Genomic DNA, 25,319 nt, shown 5'->3' with positions numbered 1-25,319 from the left:
GCTCAACGCATAATGCCGCCTTTTGCTTGTCGAGAGGGCACTATGCGCGGCTGGATTATCTACACTGATGGCGCCAATCTATTAAAACCAGAGCGGTATGAAATTGAACGGTTAGTGGCCGTTGCCAAAGAAGAGAATATCGAGCTGGAGGTCTATGCTCCGGATCAATTCGACCTGCTGGTGACCCGTGAAGACGAAAAAAGTATTCTGATTGACGGTAAACCCGTGCCCTTACCGGACTTTGTTATGCCGCGTATGGGGGCCGGAACCACCTACTTCGCCCTTGCCATTATCCGTCATTTGGAGCGCCTTGGGGTGTACTGCGTCAATGGGGCCCACGCCATTGAAACGGTCAAAGACAAGCTTTATGCCCAGCAAATCTTAGCCAAGCAAAATCTGCCGACGCCGACCACCATGTTGGTTAAGTTCCCGGTAAATATCGCCCTGGTTGAACAGCAAATTGGTTTTCCCGTGGTGGTGAAAACCCTTTCCGGCTCGCAGGGTAGCGGCGTATTTTTGAGCAAAACCCGCAATGAATTTGACGATTTAATGCAACTTATTGAGGCGACCAGCCCTCAGGCCAATATTATTTTGCAGCAGTTTGTTAAAAGCAGCCATGGTCGTGATTTAAGGGTTCTGACCATAGGTGGTAGAGCGGTTGCCTGCATGGAGCGCAACAGTGGTGGTGATAACTTTAAGGCCAATGTCAGCGCCGGCGGCACAGGCTCCTTGTATGCCATTACCCCGGAAATCGAATGGTTGGCAACGCAAACCGCCAATGCCCTGGACTTGGATGTGGCTGGTATCGATTTGCTGTTCGATGAGCAGCACTTTAAAATTTGTGAAGCCAACTCCAGCCCGGGTTTTGAAGGCCTGGAACAGGCCACTGCCATAGATGTGGCGCGAGAGATCTTCCACTTTATTCGCATTCGCCTGGGTATTTTTGATAAGCCGCAGTCGGCGTCAAAAGCAGAGTCGAAAAAAGCGACCGCACAAGCCGCTCAGGAAGTGCTAGAAGAGCTGTAGTTTAAGCCTGTCGGCAAACTGCTCCAGCGCATAAATACCGGCGCTGGAGTTGCCGTATTCATTGAGCTTAGGCGACCAGACCGCGACCGTAAACTTCCCCGGCACCACGGCAATAATGGCGCCGCCCACCCCGGATTTACCCGGCATACCGACCCGGTAGGCAAAATCCCCTGCAGCATCATACAAACCACTGGTAAAGAGCAGGGAGTTGAGCTGGGAGTTTTGCTTGGCGGCAAGAATGCGCCGCTTTGAGGCCACATCAACCCCCCTGTTTGCCAGATAGGAAAAGGTGCGCGCCAATTCGGCACAATTCATCTCGATGGCACAAAAGCCGAAATACACCTTCAACACTTCTTCCACTTCGTTTTCAAAGTTATTAAAGGACGCCATTAAATAGGCCATCGCCGCGTTGCGGTGACGGTGTTGATATTCGGATCGCGATACCCGCTGATTGATATTAATACGCGGGTTGCCGCTGAGCTGACGCACGGTCGCCAGCATATGATGGGTGGGCGCACTGAGACGCGAATAAAGCGCATCGCAGGTGACTATAGCGCCGGCGTTGATAAAGGGGTTGCGGGGAATACCCTGCTCAAATTCGAGCTGGGTCAGGGAGTTAAAGGCTGTGCCCGAGGGCTCCTTGCCCACCCGTTGCCATAGGGTATCGCCATAGCGCTGCAGCGCCAGGGTGAGGGTCAAAACCTTGGAAACTGACTGAATGCTAAAGCACTGTTCGCTGTCGCCGCTGAAATAGCTCTGTCCATCAACTGTATGCACCGCCATGGCAAACTGCTCACCTTTTACCTCGGCGAGCGCCGGAATATAACTGGCTACCTCGCCTGCCATCTCAGGCAAACGGGCCCGAACGTCCGCGCTAATGTCGTCAATTACCTGTTGGATATTCATAGCACCCCATTTACTACCTGGCGAAAACGCAATAATACGCAATACCGCGGGCGCTAAAAAGAGGCGCGCAGAAATTTACCCGCTTCCTGATAACAGGGAGATGGCGCAGCATATATAACGACCAATTTGCAAAAACATGATCTAGAATTTTTGCTTTAAGGCGTTGTAGTGTATTGAATAGCGCAAAAATGCACACAAATCTCCATTTCTACGGGAATAAGATGCGGACGGGATTTGAGTTCTGCCGGTCATTCGCTTAGATTGGCGGTAATTGATTTTTAGGTTCCCCCCTATGCATGCACATATTGAACGCCTTTATGATATCGCCGCCAAGTCGGAGCGACTTATTATCGGATTAATGAGTGGCACGTCCATGGATGGCCTTGATGTGGCTCTGTGCCGCATTCGCGGCGCCGGCTCGAATACTCAGGTGGATGTGCTGCAATTTACCACTTGCCCCTACACCGAAAGCTATCAGCAGCGGGTGCGCCAGATTTTTGCCAGGCGCGATATAGATCTGCAGCACCTCACCTTGCTCAATCCCTGGATAGGGCAGTTGCACGGGCAATTGGTCAATGCGTGTCTGGCAAGTTGGCATATAGACCCACAGAGTGTTGATATCATCGCCAGTCATGGGCAAACCGTTTATCACTGCCCGCAAAGTCAGCATGGGCTTAGCGATTATGGCAATGCCACTTTGCAACTTGGCGATGGCTGTCACCTGGCGCGAGAAACTGGAATTATTACCCTGAGTGATTTTCGCCAAAAACACATAGCCGCAGGAGGTGAAGGGGCGCCCTTGGCCGCCTATGGTGATTATTGGTATTTCGCCAGCGGTGATGAGCATAGGGTGCTGTTGAATATGGGCGGTATTGCCAATCTGACTGTGCTGGCGAAAGATGCGCCGTTAGAGCAGACGTTATGCGCCGATATTGGCCCAGGCAATACCATGCTAGATGCCTATGTGCAGCGCTACTTTGCTCCCCTTGAATATGATAAAGAGAGTGCTTTGGCAAAACAGGGCAAGGTTGCACCGGCATTGCTGCAAGCACTCACGGCCCACCCCTTTCTTGCCAAGGCGATGCCCAAGACCACGGGGCCAGAAGTGTTTAACCTCAACTATTTGGCACAATGCCAGACGCAGAGTCACACTCAGGAGTTGGGCCATTACGATGTGCTGGCGACCTTGTGCGAGTTTGCGGCGCTGGAAATTGCCAGGCAGCTGAATAGCTTGGCGGAAAAACTCGGTGACATTAAGGTTTATGCCAGTGGTGGTGGTATTCATAACCCCTTGCTGATGGCTCGCATTAGGGCGCATTGCAGTGCAGGTATAGAGCTGAATTCATTGCAGCAACTGGGCATCAATCCGGATGCTAAGGAAGCCGTATTGTTTGCCCTGCTGGCCAATGACACCTTGGCCGGTAGCACAAGCAGTGAGGCTGGTCACCCGGGCATGCCGGGCGTTACCATGGGTAAAGTCAGCTTTCCTGATTAATACCAATTCTGTTAAGTATGTGAGCAGATATAGCGCTGGATAAATGATGTGATAACAAGGCGGAATTTTTCTTATGTAGTTATTCTACATAAGGAAAGTTCCAACGCAGTTAGCACGCTATTTAGCCCGCTAGAATGATTAGCTATTTAAATGAATTGGTATCACCCCAAATACGTTGGCAGTAGTTAACTAAACGGCGGGCTTTTGATTGACTTTGCAGATCTGGATTTAGGCTTTGGTACAGGCTTTGCGGGTGCAAATGAACGCTGAATTGAGCGCTTTCTTTGATGATCTCATGGCGACCGTGAAGGCTCAGCTGTAACAGGCCTTGTCCCTGAACTTGCTGTTGCATCGACTCAGCGCCTGGGCTTAGGGTCAGCACCACCATGGTGCTTAGAAGATCGCGCTCATGGACGCTATGGCGCGCCTGCAACAAGGCATGGCGCTGTTCGGCAAAACTCACGCTGGCATGTAAGCAGTTCCCAGGCTGGGTGTTGCTGGGCAGACGGCAAAGCAGTTGCGGCGGCTGCCCCGGCGCACCTAAAAGCACGGGCTGCTGCGTTAAACTATCAAAGTCTGCTAAAGCATTGTCGTTACGCAGTGAAAATACTGCCAACGCGGAGCGAAACTGGGTCATATCCTGTCTATTATTGCCGATTTGTGGACAATTATGCGCTATAAATATGACGGTTTTATGACTTAGTTTGAAATTTATACTGTAGGTCGGGATTTGCCGCTGTAGGTCGGAGTTTACCGCCATGGATGGCGGTAGTAGAACAATGCAGGAGCACATTGTCGAAAACCCCGACAAGAGAGCACATTAGCCAAGCTAAAGCCTCGCCCACAGATAATCGCAGCTATTCTCGTGTAGGTAACAATGCAAGAGCAATTGCCGATAGCCCCGACAACGATGCATACTATTCTCTTTTTGTCGGCGCGAAGCACCGACCTACAGGCTATTTAAACACCACTTCTTTTTGCGAGCGGCTGTAGTGACGCTTTTGTTCTGGGGTCCATTCACCATTTTTTAGATATTGAGTAGTGACCACAAACTGGCCGTCCACATAAGAGCTGGTGGACTTCACCTGGGTGATCCCCTCGCTGCTGCCGGTAACATCTTCATAGGCAACGAAGGAGCCATCCTTAGTGACTTCCAATGTACCCTGGGTATAAAAGTCGGCGGTGGTGAAGTAGTAGAACACTAGGGATTCTTTACTTTTATCCCAAAAAATCAGGGACTCGCCGCCATAGGCACCGTCATTAATACTGTGCACAGTGCGTATAGCTTTGCCGTTAAGTGCTCGTTCCCACTTGCCAACGTCGGTGACACTCGGTTGCTCGGGGCCCATGCTGAAGGTGGACTCCCAGGTGCCGAGGTAGGGCTCAAACACTTGCAGCTCGCTGGCAAGTTTGCCGTTGGCATTTGCTAGATGGGTACAAAGGAGCAAGAGGGTGCTGATCAGGTATTTCATCGGTATCTCTAATTGTGAATTTTTTGTTGCACTAAGAGTGAGCGAAATTTGCTGATGGATCAAGAAAGAAGCAATGAATACAGCAAATTAGTATGTACACCCTAGGCCCTTTGCGGACAATAAAGGAGCTTCAGACATTAGAGCAGTGAAACTAGCTTATAAGCACTTAAGCCTACCACGGTAATAATGACAGGCAGGCTCAAGAGGTTCACGAGCCAGCCATTTTTATACTGACCCATAACGGCTTTGTTATTGAGAAGCCACAATAAATAGATACAAACTATGGGCAGCAGCAAGGCATTGCTGGCCTGGGCAAAGATGATCACGGCGACGGGGTCGAGTCCGAGGCTCGCTACCACAGCGCCAAATACCAAGATGGCAATGGCCACCAGTTTAAAGCGGGTGTCTTCTACCTTGTCTTTACCGCCGAGCATGCCACAAACGGCATAGGCACCGGCTAATGGAGCGGTAATGGCACTGGTGAGGCCGGCGGCAAACAAGCCGATGGCAAAGAAGTACTGAGCATAGGTGCCGAGCAGGGGCTCAAGCTGTTTAGCCATGGTGGCGGCATTGAGAGTACCCGTTTGTTGGCCAAAGAAGGCAACACTGGCGGTGGCGACTATGGCCAGGGTGATAAGGCCGCCAAGACCAACCGACAGTCCGGTATCCCAATTATGAACACGAATGGCCTGGTCTACCTCCTGTTGCCGGGTATCTTCCCTGGCAATGACTCCCGAGTGTAAAAACAAGTTATAAGGCACTATGGTGGTGCCTATCAGCGCCAGCACTGTGGTTAATGAGTCAGTTGGTAGGCTGGGCTTAAAACCGGCAAAGAGATCGCTAAGGGATGGTTGGGCAAGCACCATGGTAGCGACAAACACCACACTCATAACACCAACCAGAAGTATCAAGGTGCGCTCAATCAGCTTGTATTTGCCGCTATAAAGAAGCAGGGCGCTGACCAGGGCTATGACGGGTGTCCAGATGCTTCCGGTGTGCTGGCCGAACAGACCTTGTAAGCCGAGACTGGCGCCGCTGAGGTTACCTGCCTCGTAAGCGGCGCTGCCGATACCTATGGCGCTGATCACTAAAAAGATCGCCAGATACTTTAATAAGGGTTGATTAATATTGGCGCGCAGGGCCGGTGCTAGACCTTGCCCGCTTACCAGGGCTAGGCGGGCGGCCATAGTCTGCAATAAAATGGTGGCAACGACCGAAAATAACAGCGCCCATAGCAGGGTAAATCCGAAATTGGCACCGGCTACCGATGCGGTGGTAATGGTGCCTGGACCGATAAAAGCGGCGGCAACGAGCAGGCCGGGACCGAACTTCTTCATATTGTTAACCCTGTCATTTTTGCGCCAATTTAGCTGGGCGCTATTTATTATTGTTTTTCGCAGTTAATAAGATATAGAAAAGCGGGTCTAATCTCCACTTCGTTCTAGTTCTGGATGTTCGAGTAACACGGCGCCACTGTCTTGCTCGCCCAGGTAGTCGTCGGAATTGTAAATGGGACAATTTACCATGGACAGGCAGCCGCACCCAATGCAGCCGTCGACCCTGTCTCTAAGCCTTTGCATATAGGCAATTTTCTCATCCAATTGCCGCTGCCAATGCTGCGCCAACTGTTGCCAGTCGGCTTTTGTTGGGGTGCGCTTGTCCGGTAGGGTACTGAGTGTTTCTTTTATTTCTTCAAGGGTGATGCCCATTTTCTGCGCAGCTTTGATCACCGCAATGCGCCTGAGCACATCACGTTTATAGCGGCGCTGGTTACCCTGGTTGCGCCAGCTGCGAATAAGCCCTTTTTTTTCGTAAAAGTGTAATGCTGAAATGCTCACGCCGGCGCGGTTGGCCACCAGTCCCACGGACAAGTTCGCTTCTAGTGTCATGTTTCTTGACCTAAACTTAAGTTGAGCTTTTAACCTATTGCTAAACTTCAAATAAGGCAATTAGTTATGACTCAACACATTATTATTTTCAGCAGTGCCAGACGCCACGGTAACACTTATAAAGCGGCACAAACGCTGGCGCGGCGATTAAATACCTACATCTTGTTTTTAGACGATTTTAGAATAAAACCTTATTGCTATGAAATAAATAAGTATAACAATGATGGCGAGGATGATTTCCAAGCACTAATGGCTAAATTACTAACGTTTGAGCATTGGGTTTTTGCCTCACCAATGTACTGGTATAACACCACACCTCAGCTAAAGAACTTCTTTGATCGCCTCACCGAATATATGACTGAACATGAGTTGCGTCCGCAATTGAGACTATTGCGTAAAAAGCAAATGTCGTTGCTGTCTACCAGTAATGTAGAACTAGGCCTAGACGCATTTGCCGCGCCATTTAAGTTAAGTGCTGAATATTTGGGGATGAGATTTATGTCCCATTACCATGCAGCTGCTAACACACCTGAAGAAATAGCAATTTGTTCACAAGGAAAGCCTTTGAAAGCAAACTTATGGCATCGTTTATTCGTTGGGGTAATGGAAAAAAAGTAGTAGCCAAATAAAACCTTGTTAGGACATTTAGCAAAGGAAATAAATTATAACTATATGAATTTAAATTGCTTTATTTAAATTTACGTTGTTGCTATTTTCAAACCAAACTGTTTTCTATTTTCATTTCCACTCTTTTTTGTCAAGGGAAAAAATGAATTAAAGGGTGTTAAATTGTATTATTTTGTACGGTTTAAGGCGGTATAAGCTTGATTGTTTCTTTAAGGTAAATTAAATACTTCACCCTAATGAGAAAGTGTGTATTTTTTTGTCTATTTTTGTTGTAAAAAGTTAGTAGAGTAGGTAAAACAAAACAGGGCCCAATCTCAACAAAGCTATTCAGCTCAATTTTTAAGGTACTTTGGGCAGTTCATAATAATAATGTTAGGGAATAAAAATGTTTAACAAATCTAAAATCGGCAGAGCGATTCAATACTCTTTGCTTCTAGGTTCAAGCGTTACAGCGTTTTCTTCTGTTGCAGCTGAAGCTGAAGCAGCAGTTGAAGAAGCAGCTCCAGAGCGTATCGAAGTAACCGGCTCTCGTATCCGTACCGACAGTTTCGCAAGTGATACTCCTATCGATATCATTTCTGTAGAAAGTGCTACCGAGCAGGGTATCAATACCCTGGGTGAACTACTACGTACCAGTACTATTGCAGCGGGTTCAAGTCAGATCACGTCAGCATTAACCGTAGGTTATGTAACCTCGGGTGGTGCCGGTGCAGAAACCATTTCAATGCGTGGTCTAGGTGCAAACCGTACCCTAGTACTACTTAACGGCCGTCGTGCCGGCCCAGCGGGTACACGTGGTCAGGTTTCTGCGTTTGATATGAACGCGCTTCCTATTTCTGCTATTGAGCGTGTAGAAGTTCTTAAAGATGGTGCATCTTCTCTATACGGTTCTGATGCGGTAGCTGGTGTAATCAACATCATCACTAAAAAAGGCGATGATAAGTCAGTGTCTGTGGACATCAGCCAGCCATTCGAGTCAGGCGGTGAAACGCAGCGTGTTAACTTCTCTATCGGTGAAGAATTCCAAGACGGTTCTGTTCGTTTAGTAGGTGACTACAACATCCAACAAGAATTACAGCGTGGTGATCGTGACTTCTTCGATTGTTCTGCTCGTCGCTTATATGATGCGGATGGTAACCGTGCCGATCCTATCGATCCGCGTACTAATGACTATCATTGTAACGACACGCCTTACGGTTTGTGGCTATATAACGCTTCATTAGAGAACGGCGGTGCAGGGAACTTACCACCAGGTGTTCGTGCATTCTACGACTATGATGGCTTCTTCGCTGCTAATAACTATGAAAACTTCAACGATTGGGCCCAAGGTCCAAATGACTTCACAACTCCAGACGGCTGGTACCCAGTTGCCTATGACAAAGAAAGTGACGGTTACTGGCATCGCGATCACCCTTTCCTAGACAAGGAAAGCATGATCCCAGAGACGGAAACTTGGTCACTATTCTTCCAAGGTGACTTTAACTTTACCGAAAATGTACGTGGTTACACCGAGTTACTACATAGCTCACGTGAAACAACGACGCAAGGCTATCGTCAATTCTGGACTGGTGATGTTGGTGCACAGTGGGTTGGCCTGTTCGATGGCTTCTCTGGTGGTACCTCATTTATGATGCCAGTTGCATTGACTGACCACTACGGCTCTGACACCGAAGTAGACTATACCCGTGGCGTTATTGGCTTTGAAGGTATTGTTGGTGATTGGGAATGGGATGTTTCTTACCAGAACAGCTACAACAAAGGTACTTATGGTAACAAGGTTATCTTCCGCGACTCAATGTTGATGGCACAAAGCCACTTAGCTAATGGCACATCTTGTAGTGGTGAAGTAACGGCTGTATCAGGCAAAACCTGTGTAGACGTGCCTTGGGCAGATCCACAGCAGATTTATGGTAACCCTTCTGCCGAAGTGCGTGACTTCCTATTTGGTACGGAAAAGGGCGAGACCATTTATAAGCAACAAACTGTTGAAGCTTATGTTACCGGTGATCTATTCGAACTTCCTGCCGGTGCGGTAGGTAGTGCGTTTGGTATGTCTTTCCAAAAGGATGAGCTAGACGATTCTCCTGGTCTACACAGTGCTAATGGCAACTCTTGGGGCCTATCAAGTGCTAGCCGTACAGCGGGTGATCAAAATACGCGCGCGGTATTCGGTGAAGTCCGTGTTCCAATCGTAGAAGGTCAGGCGTGGGCTAACCGCATGGACTTAACCGCATCGGGTCGTTGGACAGATGTGTCAACTTACGGCAGCGACACTACTTATAAACTAGGCTTGACGTGGGAAGTGGTTGACGGCTTCACTGTCCGTGGTTCACGCGGTACATCATTCCGTTCACCTGCTTTGTTTGAGCTATACCTTGCAGGTCAAACAAGCTTCGGTGGACAAATGTCAATCGACCCTTGTTACGATTGGGGTAACCGTTTAGAAAGCGGCAGTGTGTCACAACAAGTGGCTGACAACTGTTTGGCGGATGGTGTTCCTGCGGATTATGATGGTTCTTCTACCAGCAGTGCAACGCTTGTAACCAGCGGTGGTGCCGGTCGTCTAGAAGCTGAAACTTCGGTATCTGAAGGCTTTGGTTTTGTTTGGACCAGCCCAGAAGACACTTATGCGTTCTCAGCAGACTATTATAATGTTGATATCAGCAACCAGGTTGCGAACCTAGGTGGTTCGGATATCACTGGTAGTTGTTATCGTTCACAGGACTTCCCGAACGATCCACTGTGTTCACAGTTTACTCGTAACGACGGTACGAATGGTGACTACGGTATCGACACTGTTTTCGGTGGCTATACTAACGTAGCAAGCCAAGGTACACGTGGTGTGGACTTAAACTTCACCTACCAGGACAACTTTGACTTTGGTTCACTTCGCTTTAGCCTAGAGCACACAATCCAGCTTGAGCGTACGTACCAGTTATTTGCTGACAGTGAAGAAGATCAGTACATCGGTGAAATCGGTGATCCTAAGCACGTAGGTATCGGCCGACTAACTTACTCTAATGATGATTGGAGCGTTACTTGGACTACTCGTTATGTCGATAAGACAAACGATTATGAATACTATGACGATACCAACGAAACTACCTACCGTGGTGAAGACGTGACCTTTATCGCGCATACGCCTACTACGTTCTATCATGCACTTTCAGGTAGCATGCAGTTCGAGAATCTAGACGTAACCATGGGTATTTCGAACCTGTTCGATAAGGTACCACCTCAGGTTTCTCCTTCTTACGTACGTGCAACGGGTAACTCTGCATTGTACTCACAGTATGACAACCTAGGTCGTCGTTTCTTCGCAAACGTGACTTACAACTTCTAATCTAGGTCTTAACTTGGATTAGATACTGAAATGCTAATAAAAGCCCTTCGTTATGAAGGGCTTTTTTTTTGCAAGCTAACCCCTCCTAAATTTGGTTGACACTTTTTCAGCACCCTTTGGAGAGTGTTTTCAAATCAACAACTCAGCGTACTTAAGGTGATTATTCGCTCGCCTTTAATTCATCATGTTGATGGGGGTATTCAATACCGCTCAGGTGGATAGCCGCAGCTTTACACTCAGTTTGGGAGAGGTTGCGCGACGACAGATGGGTATGAGTGTTATCAGAAGGTCCTGGCACAAAGGGTTAAGGTTATATTGAAAAATGAGTACCTGCTGGCCAAGCCAAAAGATCTGAAACAGGTAAGAAGGATGGTTGCTGAATCGGCGGCTACTTGTAATGAACCAAGGTGGCAGTTGGCTTTAAAATAAAAAACGCCCGATGAAGTACATCAGGCGTTTTAAACGCATATCTGTCAACCCACGTTAGTGCGGGTCAAAGGGCTTGCTTAAGGCGGTGCCTTAATCTTCTTTTTGTGCGTCTTTTACCGCTTTTAGTTTGGCGGCATGGTCAATCTCAAATTCAGGCATTTCTTTGTTGCCAGCCATCAAGTAGTTGTCCATCCAGCGCATTAAACGCAAGCTGTAGTCGTATTGCGCCGCAACCTTACGGTTACCATGGCCCTCACCCGGGTAGTACACCAGGCGTACGTCTTTACCTTGCACCTTCATATAGCGATATAGCTCCATGGATTGTGCCGGGTGAACGCGCGGGTCGTCTTTACCATGCATAATAAGCAAAGGTGTTTTTGACTGGCCGGCCCAGTAGATTGGGCTGCGCTCCAGGTACCACTGCCACTTATCCCAAGGGTAAGAGCGGGCGTGTACCAGGTGCATTTCGGTGGAAATATCCGTGGTACCAAACTTGGAAAGCTGGTTGGTTACACCCACAAACATCACGCTGGCGGCAAAGTGCTCGGTCAGTTTAGTTGCACCCCAGGCCGAGGCATAACCACCGTATGAACCACCGGTAATACCCACGCGCTTGCTGTCAACCAAACCCATATCTACTAGGTATTGCTTCATATCGACTAGGTCGTCGAACTCTTTACCTGCATAGTCGTTTTGACCCAGCTTAGAGTACTCAACGCCTTTACCCGTTGAACCACGGTAGTTAGGATAGAAAACCGCATAGCCGCGTGCTGCACCCATTTGGCCTGGATCTGAGTAACTTGTTACCCAGCCGTTTTTATCGTGGCTTTCAGGACCGCCGTGTACCGCCATGATCAGTGGGTAGGTTTTACCTTCTTCATAATCGAGCGGGTAAACCAGCACACCACCGATCTCAACGCCATCGCGGGCCTTGAAGGTCAGGGCTTCTTGTTTGGCGAAGCGCTTGTCGTTTAACCAAGGGTTTGAATCGCTTAAACGGGTCGCCTTAGAGCCGCGCACCATATACACCTCGTTCGGGTGCTTGGCGCTGTTGGCGCTCAGGGCCAGGGTTTTGTCCGAGTCGGAAATGCTCAATGAGCCGGCGATAAACTTACCTTCTTTAACCAGCTTCTTGTATGTGTTTGAGCCAACCTTGATCTGACCGATAAAGCTCTCAGGGCTGACCTGGGCCACAAAGTTCAGGGTGTTGCGCTTGTTTGACCATTCAAAATCGCTGATATGGCCCATAAAGTCAGGCAGCCATTCGTTGATCTCACCGGTTTCGGTGTCCGCAAGGTATAAGCGGCCCGTTGCCGGGTCGTGCTTGTCATCGGCACCGAGAATCGCCACATAGCGACCATCGTGCGACAGCTCGGCGGCGCCTAGCTTGCCTTCGGTTTTAAACGACAGGGTTACTTGCTTGGAGGCCAGATCGAACAGGTGCCATTGAGACTTCATGTACTTGTCGTCAATCAGCGCCGTTGGCTGGGTCTTAACCAATAGCTTTTTGCCATCGGCAGAGTAGTTCATATCGCTGACATAGCCGTCGATGCTGATGGCTTCTGGGTCAAGAGGCTTATCAGAGGCGGCAAGGTCAACCAGGTGCAGCTGTTTGTTATCCAGACCTAGCTCATACACTTCGGCCATAAAGCCAAGCTTTTTAAGCTCTTTTTCAGACTTGTCTTTGGCTGGCATGGCCAGTAGCGCTACCTGTTCACCATTGGGGCTTAGCTGATAGCTGGCAATGGCGCGGCCTTTAAGGGCCATGACTTTTTGTGCCTGACCACCATCGACAGGGATCTGGTACAGGGCAGTGAATTTATCGTCGCCCAGCTTGGCCAGGAAATAAACATGCTTGGCATCGGCAGACCAGCTGATGCTCTTAATATTGACCTTGCCGGTTATAAACGGACGTTCAACGCCTTCGTCATCAATAACATACAATTCGCTGTAGTTAAGACCGTTTTCGTCCTTGTAGAGCTCACGTGGCAGGGAGCGGGTAAAAGCAACCTGCTCGCCATCCGGGCTGATAGCGGTTTGTAAAACGCTTTTTATTTTTGGAATGTCTTCAACCGTGATGGTGTCATTGGCAAATGCTGGAGCGCTTACACCCACGGCCATGGCCAGGGCTAGCGTCGATTTCAATAATTTCATCTCTGTCCTTCGCTTGTTGTCAGTGGTCGCTATTCTACAAAAGCGCACTGCGAAAGCCAGTGTTTGCGATTAAGCTCGTAATCGGTGGGTTAAACAACGGGTAGCAGTAAGATGTCGGTGGGAACTGGGGAGCAGCTACCCACCAACAGGGTTGGGATCTGGGTAAGGATCTCAGGCGCTAGGAGCTTATCCTATCCGTCACTGAGCCAGCTCTTCGCCTTGCGCCGCCACCGTATGCAGGCTAGTAAGCTTGTAACCGGAAGTTGTGCTGGCATCGGCCTCTAAGATCATTATGTAGTTACCATCGGCGGTCACATCTACCGCACCTTGTTGATGCAGCACTATCTCCTGACCATTGTCCTCTAAAATGGCGTAAAATCCGTACGTCTTATCGAGTAGGGTTAAAGACTTGGCGCCATAGCTGTTTAGGCTGTCGAGATGATGTTCGGTTTGCGAAATGGGCTGACCATCTAGGGTAAAATAAATGTCCAGTTTATTAACCGGCAAACCGGCGTACTCATCGACCAGATTCACCACAGTCACCTGATGGCTGACGCTGTTAGGCACCAGGTTTTGCGCCACACTCATCAGTCTTGGGCCGTGTTCGGCATCCTTATAAAAAACGCCCAGAGCGCTTTGCTCCTGCTCCAGGGTTAGCAGGTAATTATCTACCAGGGTATTGCCTTGTTCATCAAGCATGGAAATGGAATAGCTGTTCGGTGCCAGTTGCAGTGTCTGCGACAGGGTATCAGCGTCGGTACTCGCCGTACTTAGCTGGAAATCCCCCTTACTGGCGGTGAATTGGGCGCTTGGATACTCGTCCATGCTGTTGTAAAACTGCACCTGAGCCTGGGCATCCTTGTTTTTCAGGCTATAGGGAGTATTGCCATTAGTGATAATGTCCACCGTCAGATAGTCGCTGCTATTGTCATAACTGGGGCGAATGGCCATGACCAGGGCATCATCGACATTGATGCGGGTTTCATCGGATTGCCAAATCGGCGTCGTGCCGCCGGCCTCGGTCAGGTAAAAGGTATAATCATCTATCTTATGCTCTGTACTGGCGCTCAGGGTTTCAAACATTGCCGAGCCAACCAGCTCTGCTTGCTCGAATACACCATCATCCGCGGCCATATAAAGATCGAAATTACGTTCTGCATTGGTCACATTGAGCATTTGCAGTGAGAACATATCGCTGGTTTCACGATAGGGCAAGTCGACACTTAGCAGCTTCTGCTCTTCGATATTGCCATACATCATGAGTAAGGTCTTAGTGTCGTTACGAATACTTAAGGTGTCGCTGATTATATCGACCAGGTTACCCTGATCGTTACGGTATTGAATGGCAAAATCATAGTCATCCGTGGTGTAGCTGTGCGTTGATGTGACATTACCCAGCTCTGCCGTGGTACGCGCTACATCGGCGATGCTCAGGGTCATGGTGGGACCATTGGTGGTGCCGTTGTATAGCTGAATGCTGCCGGAGTCGCTGTTGCCGTCGGAGCTGCCGCCGCAACCGCTGAGGCTGGCTAAGGCGGTGCCAAAAAGTGCCGCCAGGGTTGGCTTAAGACCTTTATTATTGTTGTGTTTCATACTTGATTCATCGTGAACTAGATGCTCAGTATGACCGATAAAAAACAAAAAAATCCCATGTTTTACATAGTATTACTCCGCTTAACAGATGTTTACACAAGTGTGAAAAAGTGTGCGATTTTACGCCGGGTAATTACATATGTAGCGTCGCAGAAACCCGAGCGCTGTGCATCAACATAAGGCGCTTATTTAGGGCGGTACAGGGAGTCCAGATCGGGGATATTCAACTCCCAGCGGGGCACGGTCTCGCCGATATAATGTCGCACCGCATCCAACAATAAGCGGGTGCGCACAGGTAGATCGCGATGGGGGTAGAGGGCGTACATGGCGCTGTAGTCCGGCAGGTTTATCTCGCTCAGCAGCGGCTGCAATTGGCCAGAGGTGATCTCATCCTGGATCAGCAGCGCCGGCACCAGGCAATAGGCGGTGCCGGAAAGCACCTTGTCTATCAGCACCTCGCCATCATTGGAGGTATAGACGGCGTTAATCACCTGCTCGCAATGCTCACCTTCGGCATTGATATAGCTTATCGAGTCTAAGCGCTTATGGGAGCTGGTATAGGTGGCCGCGGGCAATGCGCCTAGCTCCTCCATGGTCCTAGGCTCGCCATAGGTGGCGATAAATTCCGGGCTGGCCAACAAGAGCATGCGGTTGCGGGCAATTTTACGGGCAATCAATGACGAATCTCTGGGCTCGCCGATGCGAAACGCCAGATCAAAGCCTTCGGAGATCATATCCACCGGGCGGTCGTCCAGACGCATATCCACATTGACCTGAGGAAAGCGTTTTTGGAAGTCGTTAATCACCGGCTGAATATAGCGGCGCCCCAGGGTGTGAGAGGTGGCGATGCGCAACAGACCGCGCGGCTCCTGATGGTAGTTTTCCGCCAGTTGCACTGTGTCGGCCAGCAGCATGCGTAAGTCTCGGGCCTTTTTGACCATTTCGGCTCCGGCGGCGGTCAATGAAAACGAGCGGGTGGTGCGATTAAGTAAGCGTACGCCGAGCTCGTCTTCCAGTTTACTGATCTGTTTAGATATCACCGACCTGTCTATATTGCGCATGGCCGCGGCCTTGGAAAAAGAACCCTGCTCCACTACCTCAAGTAGCATAATAAGTCGGCTGGTGGTATCCATAGCTGGCGTCTCGGTGGGGCAATAATTTATTGATGCCATTCTGGCATTAATGTTTTTATAAAACCAGTGTATCTGATGACGCGGCGGTTATTTACCATGGTAAGGTTGAATCTTGGCGCCTATTTGCTCAGTATGAGTATTGCAGCGGCGTCAACCGCGATAATGATATTCGCCATCAGGCGTTGAAACCACTTTTTAATCATAGGAAATAGCTATGTCCGGCCCCAACTCCACCATGCAGGCTCTTGTACTACATGAAGCTTCGCCAAGTCTGGCGCTGCAGTTGCAAGAATTGCCGGTGCCGTCCATTGGTGCCAGCGAGGTGCTGGTGGAAGTCGAATATGTGGGTCTGAACCATATAGATGCGCGCCTTGGTGCGGAGGGCTTTTGTCGTTGGCAATATCCTCATGTGCTTGGCATTGATGCGGTAGGCACTGTTGTTGAGGCGCCGGTCGGCGTGTTTCCTAAGCGTGGCACCCGGGTGATCTTTACTACCAGTTTGGCGGATCAAGGGGTACTTAAGCGCTATACCAAGGTGGCCAACTATGCGGTTGCTGAAGTGCCCGAGTCCATCCCCAGTGCTGTGGCCGCCACCTTGCCCAATGCCGGGATGACGGCGCTGGCGGCGCTGGACAAAATTCAGCTGCAGGCCGGCGAGAGTATTTATATTAATTCCGGCTGTGGGGCGGTGGCTCACTTTGCCATTCAATATGCGCGTCAGCGCGGTGCCAAGGTATTTGTCAGTGCACCTGAGCGTGAGCACGAGCGCATTAAGGCGTTGGGCGCCGATGTAGTCTTTGCCAGCACTGAAGAGCAACTGGCGCGGGATATTAAGCATGAACTCGGGCCCGATGGTTTTGACACCATACTCAATAGTTGTGGTGGTGACACCTTTGTTACCGATTTGGCGCATCTGCGCTTTGGCGGCCGTATTGCCTGCCTAAATGGCTTTGCCGAAATTCCTCAAGAGCTGTTATTTAGCCGCGCGCCCATTATCGCCGCCGTGTCTTTAGGCGGTGCCTGGCTGGCTAATAGCTTGTGTGCGCAGCAAAAATTAAGCTTTATGGGGCAACAGCTATTGCAGGATGTGGGCTCGGGTAAGATTCAGGCACCCGGCCATCGCATTTTGCCTTTTGATACCGAATTGGTAGGCGAAGCGCTGCGTCAACTCTATCAACAAAGTACCGCCGTGCGCCCCGTGGTAGCGGTTAAGCCACGCTGAGGCTCACCGCATGAATAAAATTAGCCCTTATCTGGGCACACTAAAATGAACGTGAGTAGGACAAGGAAATAAAGTCCAGCCCCGGGTTAGGGCTTTCAAAACCGGCATTGGAATAATGCAGGTAGCGCAGTCCAAACTCGGCATTATCCAGTTTGTAGACTACGCCTATTCTGTCTTCAAACTGGTAGTGGGTGCTTACGTCCTTGCCTGCGAACTGGGTGTCATCTAAGAGCGACAACCCTATGCCAAATTCAAACAGCACCGGGTGGCCCCGATATTGGGTGATGGGGTATTGAAATACCGGGGTTAGTGCCACAACAAAGTTGCGATCATAGTCATTGTTGTCGCCATAGCGCCAGAAGTTCACACTGCTTTCAAAAAACACCTCAAAATTATTGAAGCGCTCCGGCAGGTATTCGCTGAGATAATACTGATAACCTAATTTGATCCCTTGTACATCCCCTTCACCCTGAATGTAATGCAGGGTGTAGCCATGTCGTGGCGTTTCCTGTGCTTGGCTGGCAGCTAGGGGAGCCAGGCTTAAGGCCCCGGCCAAGGTGGCTAACATTAGTGATTTCATACGCTTAACCTCACAACAAAAAGGGCGCGTACTATTCATTGTGAGGGGCTAGGGATCAATGGAGGAAAATGCACAGTGGTGGTGCGAACTTGGCACCAATAATCTAACTATATGAATACTAAGAATAAATTTATATGTGCATATATGGAATCAATAATGTGCGTATTTGTTGCTTATATTTCAAAATACGATCCGCTACCATGGCTGCCAATTCGATGTGAGGAGAGTAGCCAATGCGCGCACCTAAGCTGTTTTTACTGTTTATTACCACCGCCATGCTGAGCTTGTCGGCCGCCAAGGCGCAGGCAGCCAATGCTGAAGAGCCTTATACTATGCTTAAGCAGGTCGGCGAACAGCTATTTGTAGATATCGGCAATATAGAGGCCGATGAACAACAGAAAAAGGCCGAGCTACGCACCCTGGTTAAGACGCAGTTGATCCCCCATATCGACACCAAATTCGTGTCCTTTAAACTCCTTGGTAAGCATGTACGCGAAATCAATAAGCAGCAGGCAGTCGCCTTTATTGATGCCGTTGAGTCGTATTTGGCTCATACCTATGCCAATGCTTTGATGAGCTACAAGGGCCAGGAAGTACACTTTATTAAGCCTAATGCGGCGCCAAGCAATGGTTATACGGCGGTGAAAACCGAGATAGTTGAGGCGGGCAAACCGACCATAGATATCGTCTTTAAACTGCGCCAAGACAAGGCCGGAAGCTGGCGCGTCTATGACCTGGTCGCCGAGGGTATTTCACTACTCGATGCCAAGCAAAAAGAAATTATTGCCCGTATCTCTGAGGTGGGTATCGACCAGGTGAATCAAGAGTTGTTAGCCAAGGGCTAATGTTGAGTTCTGTTCCTGCAGTGTTTTGGGGTGAACTTGTAGCCTTAACCCATGAGGCTCCCTCCCTAGGAGTTCCCCCTTTTTTTTCTGCTGGAATACGGTGAGTACAATTTGCTAGTACGTTGTTGTTATTGTTGTGACAACATTTTCAGGTGAACTTATGGCCTTTTCCCTGTGGCCTCCTATCAATAAGTTCACCTTTTTTTTTTGCTACCAATTCTGTTAAGTATGTGAGCAGATATAGCGCTGGATAGATGATGTGATAACAAGGCGGAATTTTTCTTATGTAGTCTTCTCCATAGAAAAATTCCAACGCCGTGAGCATGATATCTAGCCCGCTAGAATGATTAGCTATTTAAGTGAATTGGTACTAGAGACTTTTCTTTGGTGGCAACACCACGTTCGCAAAAATAAGCCCGGCTACAAGGGACATAAAGATCAAAAAGGTTTGCTGGCCGATATGGTCGGCATAGACAAAATCCTGCCCTTCAATCAGTGAATTAAGCCCTATATAGGTTTTTGACCCAGGCACCAGAACGATCAAGCCCTGCATGGCAACGATGGAGGCCGGGGCATTGGCGATACGGTTAAAGAGGTTACTAAAAATCCCCACCGCCAGGGCGCCAACAAAGGTACCCAAGGTGTAATCCAAGTAAGCTGCAGAGCCGATACTGGCACCATAGGCGATAAAGCCGGAGGCCAGCGACCACAGTGCATGTTTGGCTTTGGTTCTAAAAATAACCACTAGCGCCGAACAAAGCAGGAGGATAGCGAGCCAGGCAGTCCATTTGGGTAAGGGCTCAGGCGTTACAAATTCTGCCTGCCCAAAGAGTGCAAAGCCGATGCCGATGCCGATAAAGGCACCGAAATAAAGCTTAAACAGCAGCATAAAGGAGTCCATTACTCGCGCCGTACCAGACACCAGATGCCGCGCCGCCAGTTCGGCCAGACCCAGCGCCAAGGCGAGGCCGGGGATAAAGACGATAATACTGGAGAGCACTACTAAACGTATATTGATCTGCGCGTCTAAATACACGCTAACGGCACAGGCTAAAATGGCAGAAACCACGGCCACCAAGGGTTCAAGCATGTGTCCTACACGGCGCGAATAGCTTGACCAGAGCACGAATAAATACACCACCAGGGTGAGCAGGCTGGAATAAAAAACATCGGTCCAGCTGGTGCCCATCAGCATGGCAAAGGCGCCACCAGACATGGCAAAGGCACCGGCAGTTACCAAACGGTTGTAGGGGGCGGGCATCACGGCGATTTCATCGAGGCGCTTATCCGCCTCGTTAATGGTTAATTCGCCCTGGATAAGGGAATTTACCACTTCGTCGGTGTTGGCTAGCGAGCCGAGATCATGATCGCCCGGATCAACGCGGGCGACATGGGTGTACTCGTTCTCATGACCTTCGGTCCAGATCACAAAGGTCACCGAGGTGGGTGACATAACAAAGGAAGATTTCAGCTCCAAATAGGTCGCGACCTCCATCAGGTGCGCCTCGAGTCGATAGGCCGGAGTGCCGTATTTATGCAGCATTTTACCGAGCTTAACGATAAATTTACGTTTTTCTTTAAAGAGAGCGTCTTCCACGCGGGGTCCTCGGTTGTTGTTCAAAATGCACAGAGCGTGCGCATTTTATTAATCTAAGGTTACCTGTCTACTGATTTCTATCAAGATTTTATTGAATTTTTTGCCTCAATCCACTGTGCCATGTATTGGGTACTGCGCATGGTGTGGTGTTTGAGCATTTGCCCGGTGAAGTTATCTCGGCGGTGCAGTGCCAGGTTTTGTTGCATGTCATTGATGCGCGCCAATAAGGCGGACGCCAGGGTGTTGCTGTCGTAAATCTGGTTCAGTATTGCTCGGCCATGCTCCTGAGCGGTAGTAAACTCGGCCTCATTTTCATGCAATCGCACCGCGGCATCGGCAAACGCTTGCGGGTCGTTGTGCAGCGCACCATTCCAAGGTAAATCCAAATGCATGCCCTCGGCGCCAATAGAGGTGGTTACCGACGGCGTTGCGGTGATCATGGCTTCCAGCAGCTTGCCCTTAATACCGGCACCAAAACGCAGCGGTGCCAAACACACCCGCGCCGCGCTCATAACCTTAAGGGCATCATCGGCCCAGCCCTTGATCAAAAAGCCGGTCTTGGGGTTATGCAAGGCGGTGGCTTTTGGCGGCGGGTAGGAGCCGTAAATATGCAGTTCCGCCTTGGGCAGTTGCTTGCGGATAAGCGGCCAGATCTGTTGTAAATAGAGCACCGCATCCCAGTTGGGCGCATGTCTGAAGTTGCCTATGGTCATAAAATGTTGACGTTCGGCAAAGCTCGGGGTGTGCGTGGGCAGGGCGCTTAAGTCGACCATAAAGGGCAGGTGATGTAAGAGCTGAGAGTCGACTTTAAATACCTGGTTGAGCAGCTGCATCTCGTAGCTGGAGATGATCAGGCTGAGATCGCTGCGCAAAATAGCGGCGATTTCACGCTTGGCCAAATCCGTGTGCAGGTCGGCGGTATCGAATTCCTTATCCGCTTTATGGGCTTCATGGCGGGCGCCACGTAAACATTGTAGATCCTCGGTATCGAGGATTTTTAATGCGTTGGGCGCATATTTATCGACCCGCCAGCCGAATTGTTCTTCCATCATAAAACGGTCGAACATCACAATATCCGGCTTTAGTTCGCCAAGATAAGCATCGAAACTGCTGCAATTGAGGGCAATATCCGCGCTGCTGATGCCATATTGCGCCAGGTCTTCCATATGCTCGGTGCGCTGTGCCGGTGAGGCAAATTCTACCTGCCATCCTTGTGCGCGAAACAGTTTTAATAGCGACATCATATGGCTGCCGGCCGCCGAGGAATTTGGCTCTGGCCACACATAGCCAATCACTAATACTTGGGTCATAAACAAGACGCTCGTTTGATAAGGGTTACATCGATAAGGGTGCGACGGGGTACGCTTTGGCCATTGAGTAAGGCGGTTAAGATGCTCAAGCTGTGCTCGGCAAGGTCGGTACTGCGATAGGCCACAGAGCTAAGCGGGCAAGGCAAGATGGCGGAGTCCGGCAGGTCGCCAACGCCCACAAGCTTCACCTTATTGCCAGCACTTAGGCCAAGACTTGGCAGGGAATCGAGCACACCATAAGCGATTGGATCGCTGGCGCATAATATGCCCAGGGGCGATGCCAGCTCCGTAGAGAACGCCTCATCGAGTGCGTCTGCCAGCGCCGAGTTACTTAGGGCCTGCTGGCCAGCTAGGCGGGTATTGTCACAGGCAATCAATTGGCGCGTCAGAGGCTCTTGATGCAAATGCAGCGCCTGCTCAAATCCTTCCACCAGCTGGCTGTAATCGCTGATTGAAGGAGCGCCCAGTAGGGTCAGGGATTTACAGCCCTCGGCTATTAATGCCTGAGTCGCCAAAAAAGCACCGCGCTGGGTATCGGCAAGTACACAAGGAGCTTCGCTAAAAGGCACTTCACGGAGCACATTAATGATCTGCATGCCGCTTTCGCTAAGCGCATTTTGCCAGGTGACATCCGTGCCTGTGGCCGGACACAAGATCACTGCGGTAACATTAGACTCCCGCAGGCGTTCCATCAGTTGTTGTTGGGTCTCAAGCTCATCATTGCTGCACAGCAACATGGGCACAAAACCCAGCTCAAGTACCCCTTGCTGCAAAGTGATTGCCAGCTCATTGAATCTGGGATCAGTCAAGGTCGGCAGCATAATGGCCACCAAGGTCGAGCGTTTTGAGCGCAGCGCCGCCGCATCCCGGTTATACACATAGCCCAGCTCAGCCATTGCCTGGCGTACCTTTTCCTTGGTTTTATCGCTGACCTTATCCGGTTGGGTGATCACCAAAGATACGGTGGATTTAGACACTCCGGCCTGGTGGGCAACATCAATGATGGTGATTTTAGGATGAGGTGCTGTGCTGGTCATGTTGCTATCGGGGGCTGATTAAGCGTTATATGGTAGCAGATTCTGCGCCAAACTAACCAGTTAATCGCAATGAGTTGTTTAGTTTATATCCCCAGGTAGACTGTACCCAAGAGTCTGTTTATTTAGATAAATAGGCCCAAGAGGATAATAATCACAACAAAAGGGTTTTCTATGAAACAACACCTCATCGCCTCCGTGCTCCTCGGAGCAGTGGGCTTGATTTCGGCGCCCACCGCGCTTGCTCAGCAAGAAGCGTTGGTCGCTGCACAAAATGACGGTGGCTATCAAGTGCCATCGAAAGAGCTGGCGCAGGTCGTCGATGCCAAGTTGGCACCGCGTTCCATGTTATCACCGGACGGCCAATGGCTGGCGTTACTTGAACGCCGCCGCGTTGAGAGCTTACAGGAGCTGGCCAAGCCAGAGCTGAAACTGGCCGGTATAAAGCTCAATCCAGATAATTTTTCTCGCTCGCGAGTGCGCAACAAGTACACGGCGCTGACGTTTAAATCCCTCAAGGGGGATATTACCCTGGACGTAAGTGGTCTGGATGAGGGCATTATGCGCTCGCCGCAGTGGTCGAGCGACAGCCGTTATCTGAGCTTTGTCTATGAAACGCCAGCATCGGCCACCTTGTGGGTGTACGACATCAGTACGCGTACCCTGAAACAGTTGACCGAGCATGCACTTAACTCAGTGGTTACCGCCACCCCGTATCAATGGATGCCCGATGCCAGCGGCTTAATCATTAACCAGGCGGTTAATCTGGGTAAAGCGCAGCCACAAGACGATGCCAGTACGGTTGTGCCGGTGATCCAACAAACTACGGGTGAAAAGGCGCCGGCCCGTACCTATCAGAATCTATTGACCAGTCCCTATGACGAAGCGCTGTTTTCCTTCTATGGTCAGGGCCAGTTGATGCGTGTAAGTTTGGATGGTCAGGCCAAGGCCATAGGTAAGGCTCAGCTATTTAGTAATTTCAGTATCTCACCCGATAGCAACAATATTCTTGTTGCCACCTTGGATCAGCCCTTCTCTTATCAGGTGCCCTATTCCCGCTTTGCCACTACCTGGTCTGTGTGGGGAATGAGCGGCTATGAGCTAAAAGAATTGGTTAAACAGCCGTTGGCCGACAATATTCCTCAGGGTTTTGACAGTGTGCGTACCGGTCCTCGCGATTTTGACTGGCGCAGCGACAAGGGCGCGACCTTAATCTGGGCCGAAGCCCAAGATGGCGGTGACATGAAAAAAGACGTGCCGCATCATGATCATATTTACACTCTAAGTGCGCCGTTTAAGCGCAAGCCTAAGCTGTTTGCTAAAACCGAGCGCCGCTTTTCCGGGGTAACCTGGGGCAATGAGAACCTGGCTATGCTGTCCGAGTGGCGCTTTAGCGACCGTCAGGTGCGTAGCTGGATTATCGCGCCAAACGATGCAAGTGCTTCGCCCGTGCTCTTCTCCGAGCGCAGCTATAACGATGCCTATAAAAACCCGGGCGATCCCATATACACCCACAATGATTTGGGCGTGCGCGTAATGCAGGTCGTGGGCGACCGCTATATTTACCTGCGCGGCGATGGTGCCTCACAGCAGGGTAATATCCCGTTTTTAGACAGGTACGATGTTAAAACCAACAGCACCGAGCGCCTGTGGCGCAGCGAAGCGCCTTACTATGAGCGCGTTATTGACCTGTTAGACGAAGAGGGTGAGCGTTTTATTACCGTGCGCGAGTCTAAAACCGAACAACCCAATTTGTTCGTGCGTGACTTGGATGACGACACCCTGACGCAACTGACTCAGTTCCCTCATCCGTATCCGGCCTTTAAAGGCATTCAAAAAGAGCTGGTACGCTATAAGCGCGACGATGGTGTTGAGCTGTCCGGCACCCTGTATTTGCCGGCCGGTTATGAGCCGTCACAAGGCCCAATCCCTGTGCTGATGTGGGCCTACCCACTGGAGTACAAGGATAAAAATGTGGCCTCGCAGGTGCGTGAATCGCCTTATGAATTTACCTACATAGGTTATTGGGGCCCTATGCCTTATTTGGCCAAGGGGATAGCCGTATTCGACGACCCGAAAATGCCCATAGTTGGGGTAGATGGCAAGGAGCCGAACGACACCTTCCGCAAGCAGCTGGTCGCCAGCGCCCAGGCGGCGGTGGATGTCTTGGTTGAAAAAGGCGTGGCGGATAAGGACAAGATAGCCATTGCCGGGCACTCCTATGGCGCTTTTATGGTGGCCAACCTGCTGGCCCACAGCGACCTGTTTAAAGCCGGCATTGCCCGCAGCGGCGCCTACAACCGCACCTTAACGCCATTTGGTTTCCAGGGCGAAGAGCGTAACTTCTGGGAAGGCCAGGCGGTGTACGCCAATATGTCACCGTTTTTCCATGCGGAAAAGATTAACGAACCCATGCTGATGATCCACGGCAAGGAAGACCCTAACAGCGGCACATTCCCGATGCAAAGTGAACGCATGTATGCGGCAATGAAAGGCCTGGGTAAAGACGCTCGTCTGGTGATGCTGCCCTACGAAGCACACGGCTATCGCGCCCGCAAGAGCTTGCTGCATGTTTTATGGGAGCAAGAGCAGTGGCTGGATAAGTATCTGCTCAGCGACGATAACGCCGAGTAAACTGCGTTAAAAATTAAAGCCCACGCTTAG

At 50.2% G+C, this 25,319-nt stretch carries 19 protein-coding genes; 7 read left to right on the top strand and 12 right to left on the bottom strand.

What is annotated here, in order from left to right:
* Positions 1-42 precede the first annotated feature (42 nt).
* Positions 43-1,026, top strand: a complete 984-nt coding sequence (locus C2M35_RS00370) for an ATP-grasp domain-containing protein (RefSeq protein WP_105264365.1) — start codon at positions 43-45, stop codon at positions 1,024-1,026.
* Here the strand turns inward: C2M35_RS00370 and glsB are convergent.
* Entirely contained in the window at positions 1,012-1,932 is a 921-nt protein-coding gene (gene glsB, locus C2M35_RS00365) for a glutaminase B (RefSeq protein WP_105201623.1), read from the bottom strand. The two genes, C2M35_RS00370 and glsB, sit on opposite strands and share 15 nt — an antisense overlap.
* Before the next feature lie 292 nt (positions 1,933-2,224).
* Between glsB and C2M35_RS00360 the strand changes: the two genes are divergently transcribed.
* Positions 2,225-3,427, top strand: coding sequence for an anhydro-N-acetylmuramic acid kinase (locus C2M35_RS00360; protein WP_105264364.1), 1,203 nt, complete (start codon positions 2,225-2,227; stop codon positions 3,425-3,427).
* 142 nt (positions 3,428-3,569) lie between these two features.
* Here the strand turns inward: C2M35_RS00360 and C2M35_RS00355 are convergent, their stop codons facing one another.
* The 4 genes from C2M35_RS00355 to soxR form a co-directional block, all read right to left on the bottom strand.
* Positions 3,570-4,064 carry a hypothetical protein gene (locus C2M35_RS00355; RefSeq protein ID WP_158677877.1) on the bottom strand — a complete coding sequence of 165 codons (495 nt, stop codon included), beginning with the start codon at positions 4,062-4,064 and terminating at the stop codon, positions 3,570-3,572.
* A 319-nt stretch (positions 4,065-4,383) separates the two neighbouring features.
* On the bottom strand, positions 4,384-4,899 hold the full coding sequence (locus C2M35_RS00350) for a hypothetical protein (protein WP_105264362.1): 516 nt from the start codon (positions 4,897-4,899) through the stop codon (positions 4,384-4,386).
* A gap of 137 nt (positions 4,900-5,036) precedes the next feature.
* Positions 5,037-6,236 (bottom strand): Nramp family divalent metal transporter, encoded by a 1,200-nt coding sequence (locus tag C2M35_RS00345; RefSeq protein ID WP_105201619.1) that lies wholly within the window; start codon positions 6,234-6,236, stop codon positions 5,037-5,039.
* Positions 6,237-6,323: 87 nt separating this feature from the next.
* Positions 6,324-6,788, bottom strand: coding sequence for a redox-sensitive transcriptional activator SoxR (gene soxR / locus C2M35_RS00340; RefSeq protein WP_105258821.1), 465 nt, complete (start codon positions 6,786-6,788; stop codon positions 6,324-6,326).
* Positions 6,789-6,854: 66 nt separating this feature from the next.
* Here soxR and C2M35_RS00335 point away from each other — a divergent pair, with 66 nt between their 5' ends.
* Positions 6,855-7,406, top strand: a complete 552-nt coding sequence (locus tag C2M35_RS00335) for a flavodoxin family protein (RefSeq protein WP_105201617.1) — start codon at positions 6,855-6,857, stop codon at positions 7,404-7,406.
* A 394-nt stretch (positions 7,407-7,800) separates the two neighbouring features.
* Positions 7,801-10,758 (top strand): TonB-dependent receptor plug domain-containing protein, encoded by a 2,958-nt coding sequence (locus C2M35_RS00330; protein ID WP_105264361.1) that lies wholly within the window; start codon positions 7,801-7,803, stop codon positions 10,756-10,758.
* Between the two features lie 519 nt (positions 10,759-11,277).
* On the opposite strand, the gene C2M35_RS00325 is transcribed toward C2M35_RS00330, so the two are convergent.
* From C2M35_RS00325 to C2M35_RS00315, 3 genes are all read right to left on the bottom strand, one after another.
* The gene (locus C2M35_RS00325; RefSeq protein WP_105264360.1) at positions 11,278-13,341 is read right to left on the bottom strand and encodes a S9 family peptidase; all 2,064 of its coding nucleotides are present in this window, start codon (positions 13,339-13,341) and stop codon (positions 11,278-11,280) included.
* A gap of 198 nt (positions 13,342-13,539) precedes the next feature.
* Positions 13,540-14,934 (bottom strand): hypothetical protein, encoded by a 1,395-nt coding sequence (locus C2M35_RS00320; protein WP_158677876.1) that lies wholly within the window; start codon positions 14,932-14,934, stop codon positions 13,540-13,542.
* Positions 14,935-15,119: 185 nt separating this feature from the next.
* On the bottom strand, positions 15,120-16,067 hold the full coding sequence (locus C2M35_RS00315; protein ID WP_105201613.1) for a LysR family transcriptional regulator: 948 nt from the start codon (positions 16,065-16,067) through the stop codon (positions 15,120-15,122).
* A 214-nt stretch (positions 16,068-16,281) separates the two neighbouring features.
* Here C2M35_RS00315 and C2M35_RS00310 point away from each other — a divergent pair, with 214 nt between their 5' ends.
* On the top strand, positions 16,282-17,289 hold the full coding sequence (locus C2M35_RS00310; protein ID WP_105264358.1) for a zinc-binding dehydrogenase: 1,008 nt from the start codon (positions 16,282-16,284) through the stop codon (positions 17,287-17,289).
* Between the two features lie 40 nt (positions 17,290-17,329).
* On the opposite strand, the gene C2M35_RS00305 is transcribed toward C2M35_RS00310, so the two are convergent.
* Entirely contained in the window at positions 17,330-17,869 is a 540-nt protein-coding gene (locus tag C2M35_RS00305; RefSeq protein ID WP_105214443.1) for an acyloxyacyl hydrolase, read from the bottom strand.
* Between the two features lie 233 nt (positions 17,870-18,102).
* Here C2M35_RS00305 and C2M35_RS00300 point away from each other — a divergent pair, with 233 nt between their 5' ends.
* Positions 18,103-18,714 (top strand): MlaC/ttg2D family ABC transporter substrate-binding protein, encoded by a 612-nt coding sequence (locus tag C2M35_RS00300; protein ID WP_105214441.1) that lies wholly within the window; start codon positions 18,103-18,105, stop codon positions 18,712-18,714.
* Positions 18,715-19,084: 370 nt separating this feature from the next.
* Here the strand turns inward: C2M35_RS00300 and C2M35_RS00295 are convergent, their stop codons facing one another.
* From C2M35_RS00295 to C2M35_RS00285, 3 genes are all read right to left on the bottom strand, one after another.
* Positions 19,085-20,311: a threonine/serine ThrE exporter family protein gene (locus C2M35_RS00295; protein ID WP_105201610.1), complete on the bottom strand. Its 1,227-nt coding sequence runs from the start codon at positions 20,309-20,311 to the stop codon at positions 19,085-19,087.
* Positions 20,312-20,391: 80 nt separating this feature from the next.
* On the bottom strand, positions 20,392-21,621 hold the full coding sequence (locus C2M35_RS00290; RefSeq protein ID WP_105264357.1) for a glycosyltransferase: 1,230 nt from the start codon (positions 21,619-21,621) through the stop codon (positions 20,392-20,394).
* Positions 21,618-22,658, bottom strand: a complete 1,041-nt coding sequence (locus C2M35_RS00285; RefSeq protein WP_105264356.1) for a LacI family DNA-binding transcriptional regulator — start codon at positions 22,656-22,658, stop codon at positions 21,618-21,620. The genes C2M35_RS00290 and C2M35_RS00285 overlap by 4 nt, the downstream gene beginning before the upstream one ends.
* Positions 22,659-22,829: 171 nt before the next feature.
* Here C2M35_RS00285 and C2M35_RS00280 point away from each other — a divergent pair, with 171 nt between their 5' ends.
* Positions 22,830-25,289, top strand: a complete 2,460-nt coding sequence (locus tag C2M35_RS00280) for a S9 family peptidase (protein ID WP_105264355.1) — start codon at positions 22,830-22,832, stop codon at positions 25,287-25,289.
* The last annotated feature ends 30 nt before the right edge of the window (positions 25,290-25,319 follow it).

It is taken from the genome of Pseudoalteromonas sp. T1lg76, assembly GCF_002964725.1.
Taxonomy (GTDB): domain Bacteria; phylum Pseudomonadota; class Gammaproteobacteria; order Enterobacterales; family Alteromonadaceae; genus Pseudoalteromonas.
This window is presented reverse-complemented; position numbering and strand designations above follow the sequence as displayed.

Bases quoted from the DNA above. Each gene is read 5' to 3' on its own strand.
- glsB (WP_105201623.1), bottom strand. From the start codon at position 1,932: ATGAATATCCAACAGGTAATTGACGACATTAGCGCGGACGTTCGGGCC.
- C2M35_RS00300 (WP_105214441.1), top strand. From the start codon at position 18,103: ATGCGCGCACCTAAGCTGTTTTTACTGTTTATTACCACCGCCATGCTG.
- C2M35_RS00305 (WP_105214443.1), bottom strand. From the start codon at position 17,869: ATGAAATCACTAATGTTAGCCACCTTGGCCGGGGCCTTAAGCCTGGCT.
- soxR (WP_105258821.1), bottom strand. From the start codon at position 6,788: ATGACACTAGAAGCGAACTTGTCCGTGGGACTGGTGGCCAACCGCGCC.
- C2M35_RS00370 (WP_105264365.1), top strand. From the start codon at position 43: ATGCGCGGCTGGATTATCTACACTGATGGCGCCAATCTATTAAAACCA.
- C2M35_RS00360 (WP_105264364.1), top strand. From the start codon at position 2,225: ATGCATGCACATATTGAACGCCTTTATGATATCGCCGCCAAGTCGGAG.
- C2M35_RS00350 (WP_105264362.1), bottom strand. From the start codon at position 4,899: ATGAAATACCTGATCAGCACCCTCTTGCTCCTTTGTACCCATCTAGCA.
- C2M35_RS00310 (WP_105264358.1), top strand. From the start codon at position 16,282: ATGTCCGGCCCCAACTCCACCATGCAGGCTCTTGTACTACATGAAGCT.
- C2M35_RS00330 (WP_105264361.1), top strand. From the start codon at position 7,801: ATGTTTAACAAATCTAAAATCGGCAGAGCGATTCAATACTCTTTGCTT.
- C2M35_RS00345 (WP_105201619.1), bottom strand. From the start codon at position 6,236: ATGAAGAAGTTCGGTCCCGGCCTGCTCGTTGCCGCCGCTTTTATCGGT.
- C2M35_RS00320 (WP_158677876.1), bottom strand. From the start codon at position 14,934: ATGAAACACAACAATAATAAAGGTCTTAAGCCAACCCTGGCGGCACTT.
- C2M35_RS00315 (WP_105201613.1), bottom strand. From the start codon at position 16,067: ATGGATACCACCAGCCGACTTATTATGCTACTTGAGGTAGTGGAGCAG.
- C2M35_RS00335 (WP_105201617.1), top strand. From the start codon at position 6,855: ATGACTCAACACATTATTATTTTCAGCAGTGCCAGACGCCACGGTAAC.
- C2M35_RS00285 (WP_105264356.1), bottom strand. From the start codon at position 22,658: ATGACCAGCACAGCACCTCATCCTAAAATCACCATCATTGATGTTGCC.
- C2M35_RS00355 (WP_158677877.1), bottom strand. From the start codon at position 4,064: ATGACCCAGTTTCGCTCCGCGTTGGCAGTATTTTCACTGCGTAACGAC.
- C2M35_RS00290 (WP_105264357.1), bottom strand. From the start codon at position 21,621: ATGACCCAAGTATTAGTGATTGGCTATGTGTGGCCAGAGCCAAATTCC.
- C2M35_RS00280 (WP_105264355.1), top strand. From the start codon at position 22,830: ATGAAACAACACCTCATCGCCTCCGTGCTCCTCGGAGCAGTGGGCTTG.
- C2M35_RS00325 (WP_105264360.1), bottom strand. From the start codon at position 13,341: ATGAAATTATTGAAATCGACGCTAGCCCTGGCCATGGCCGTGGGTGTA.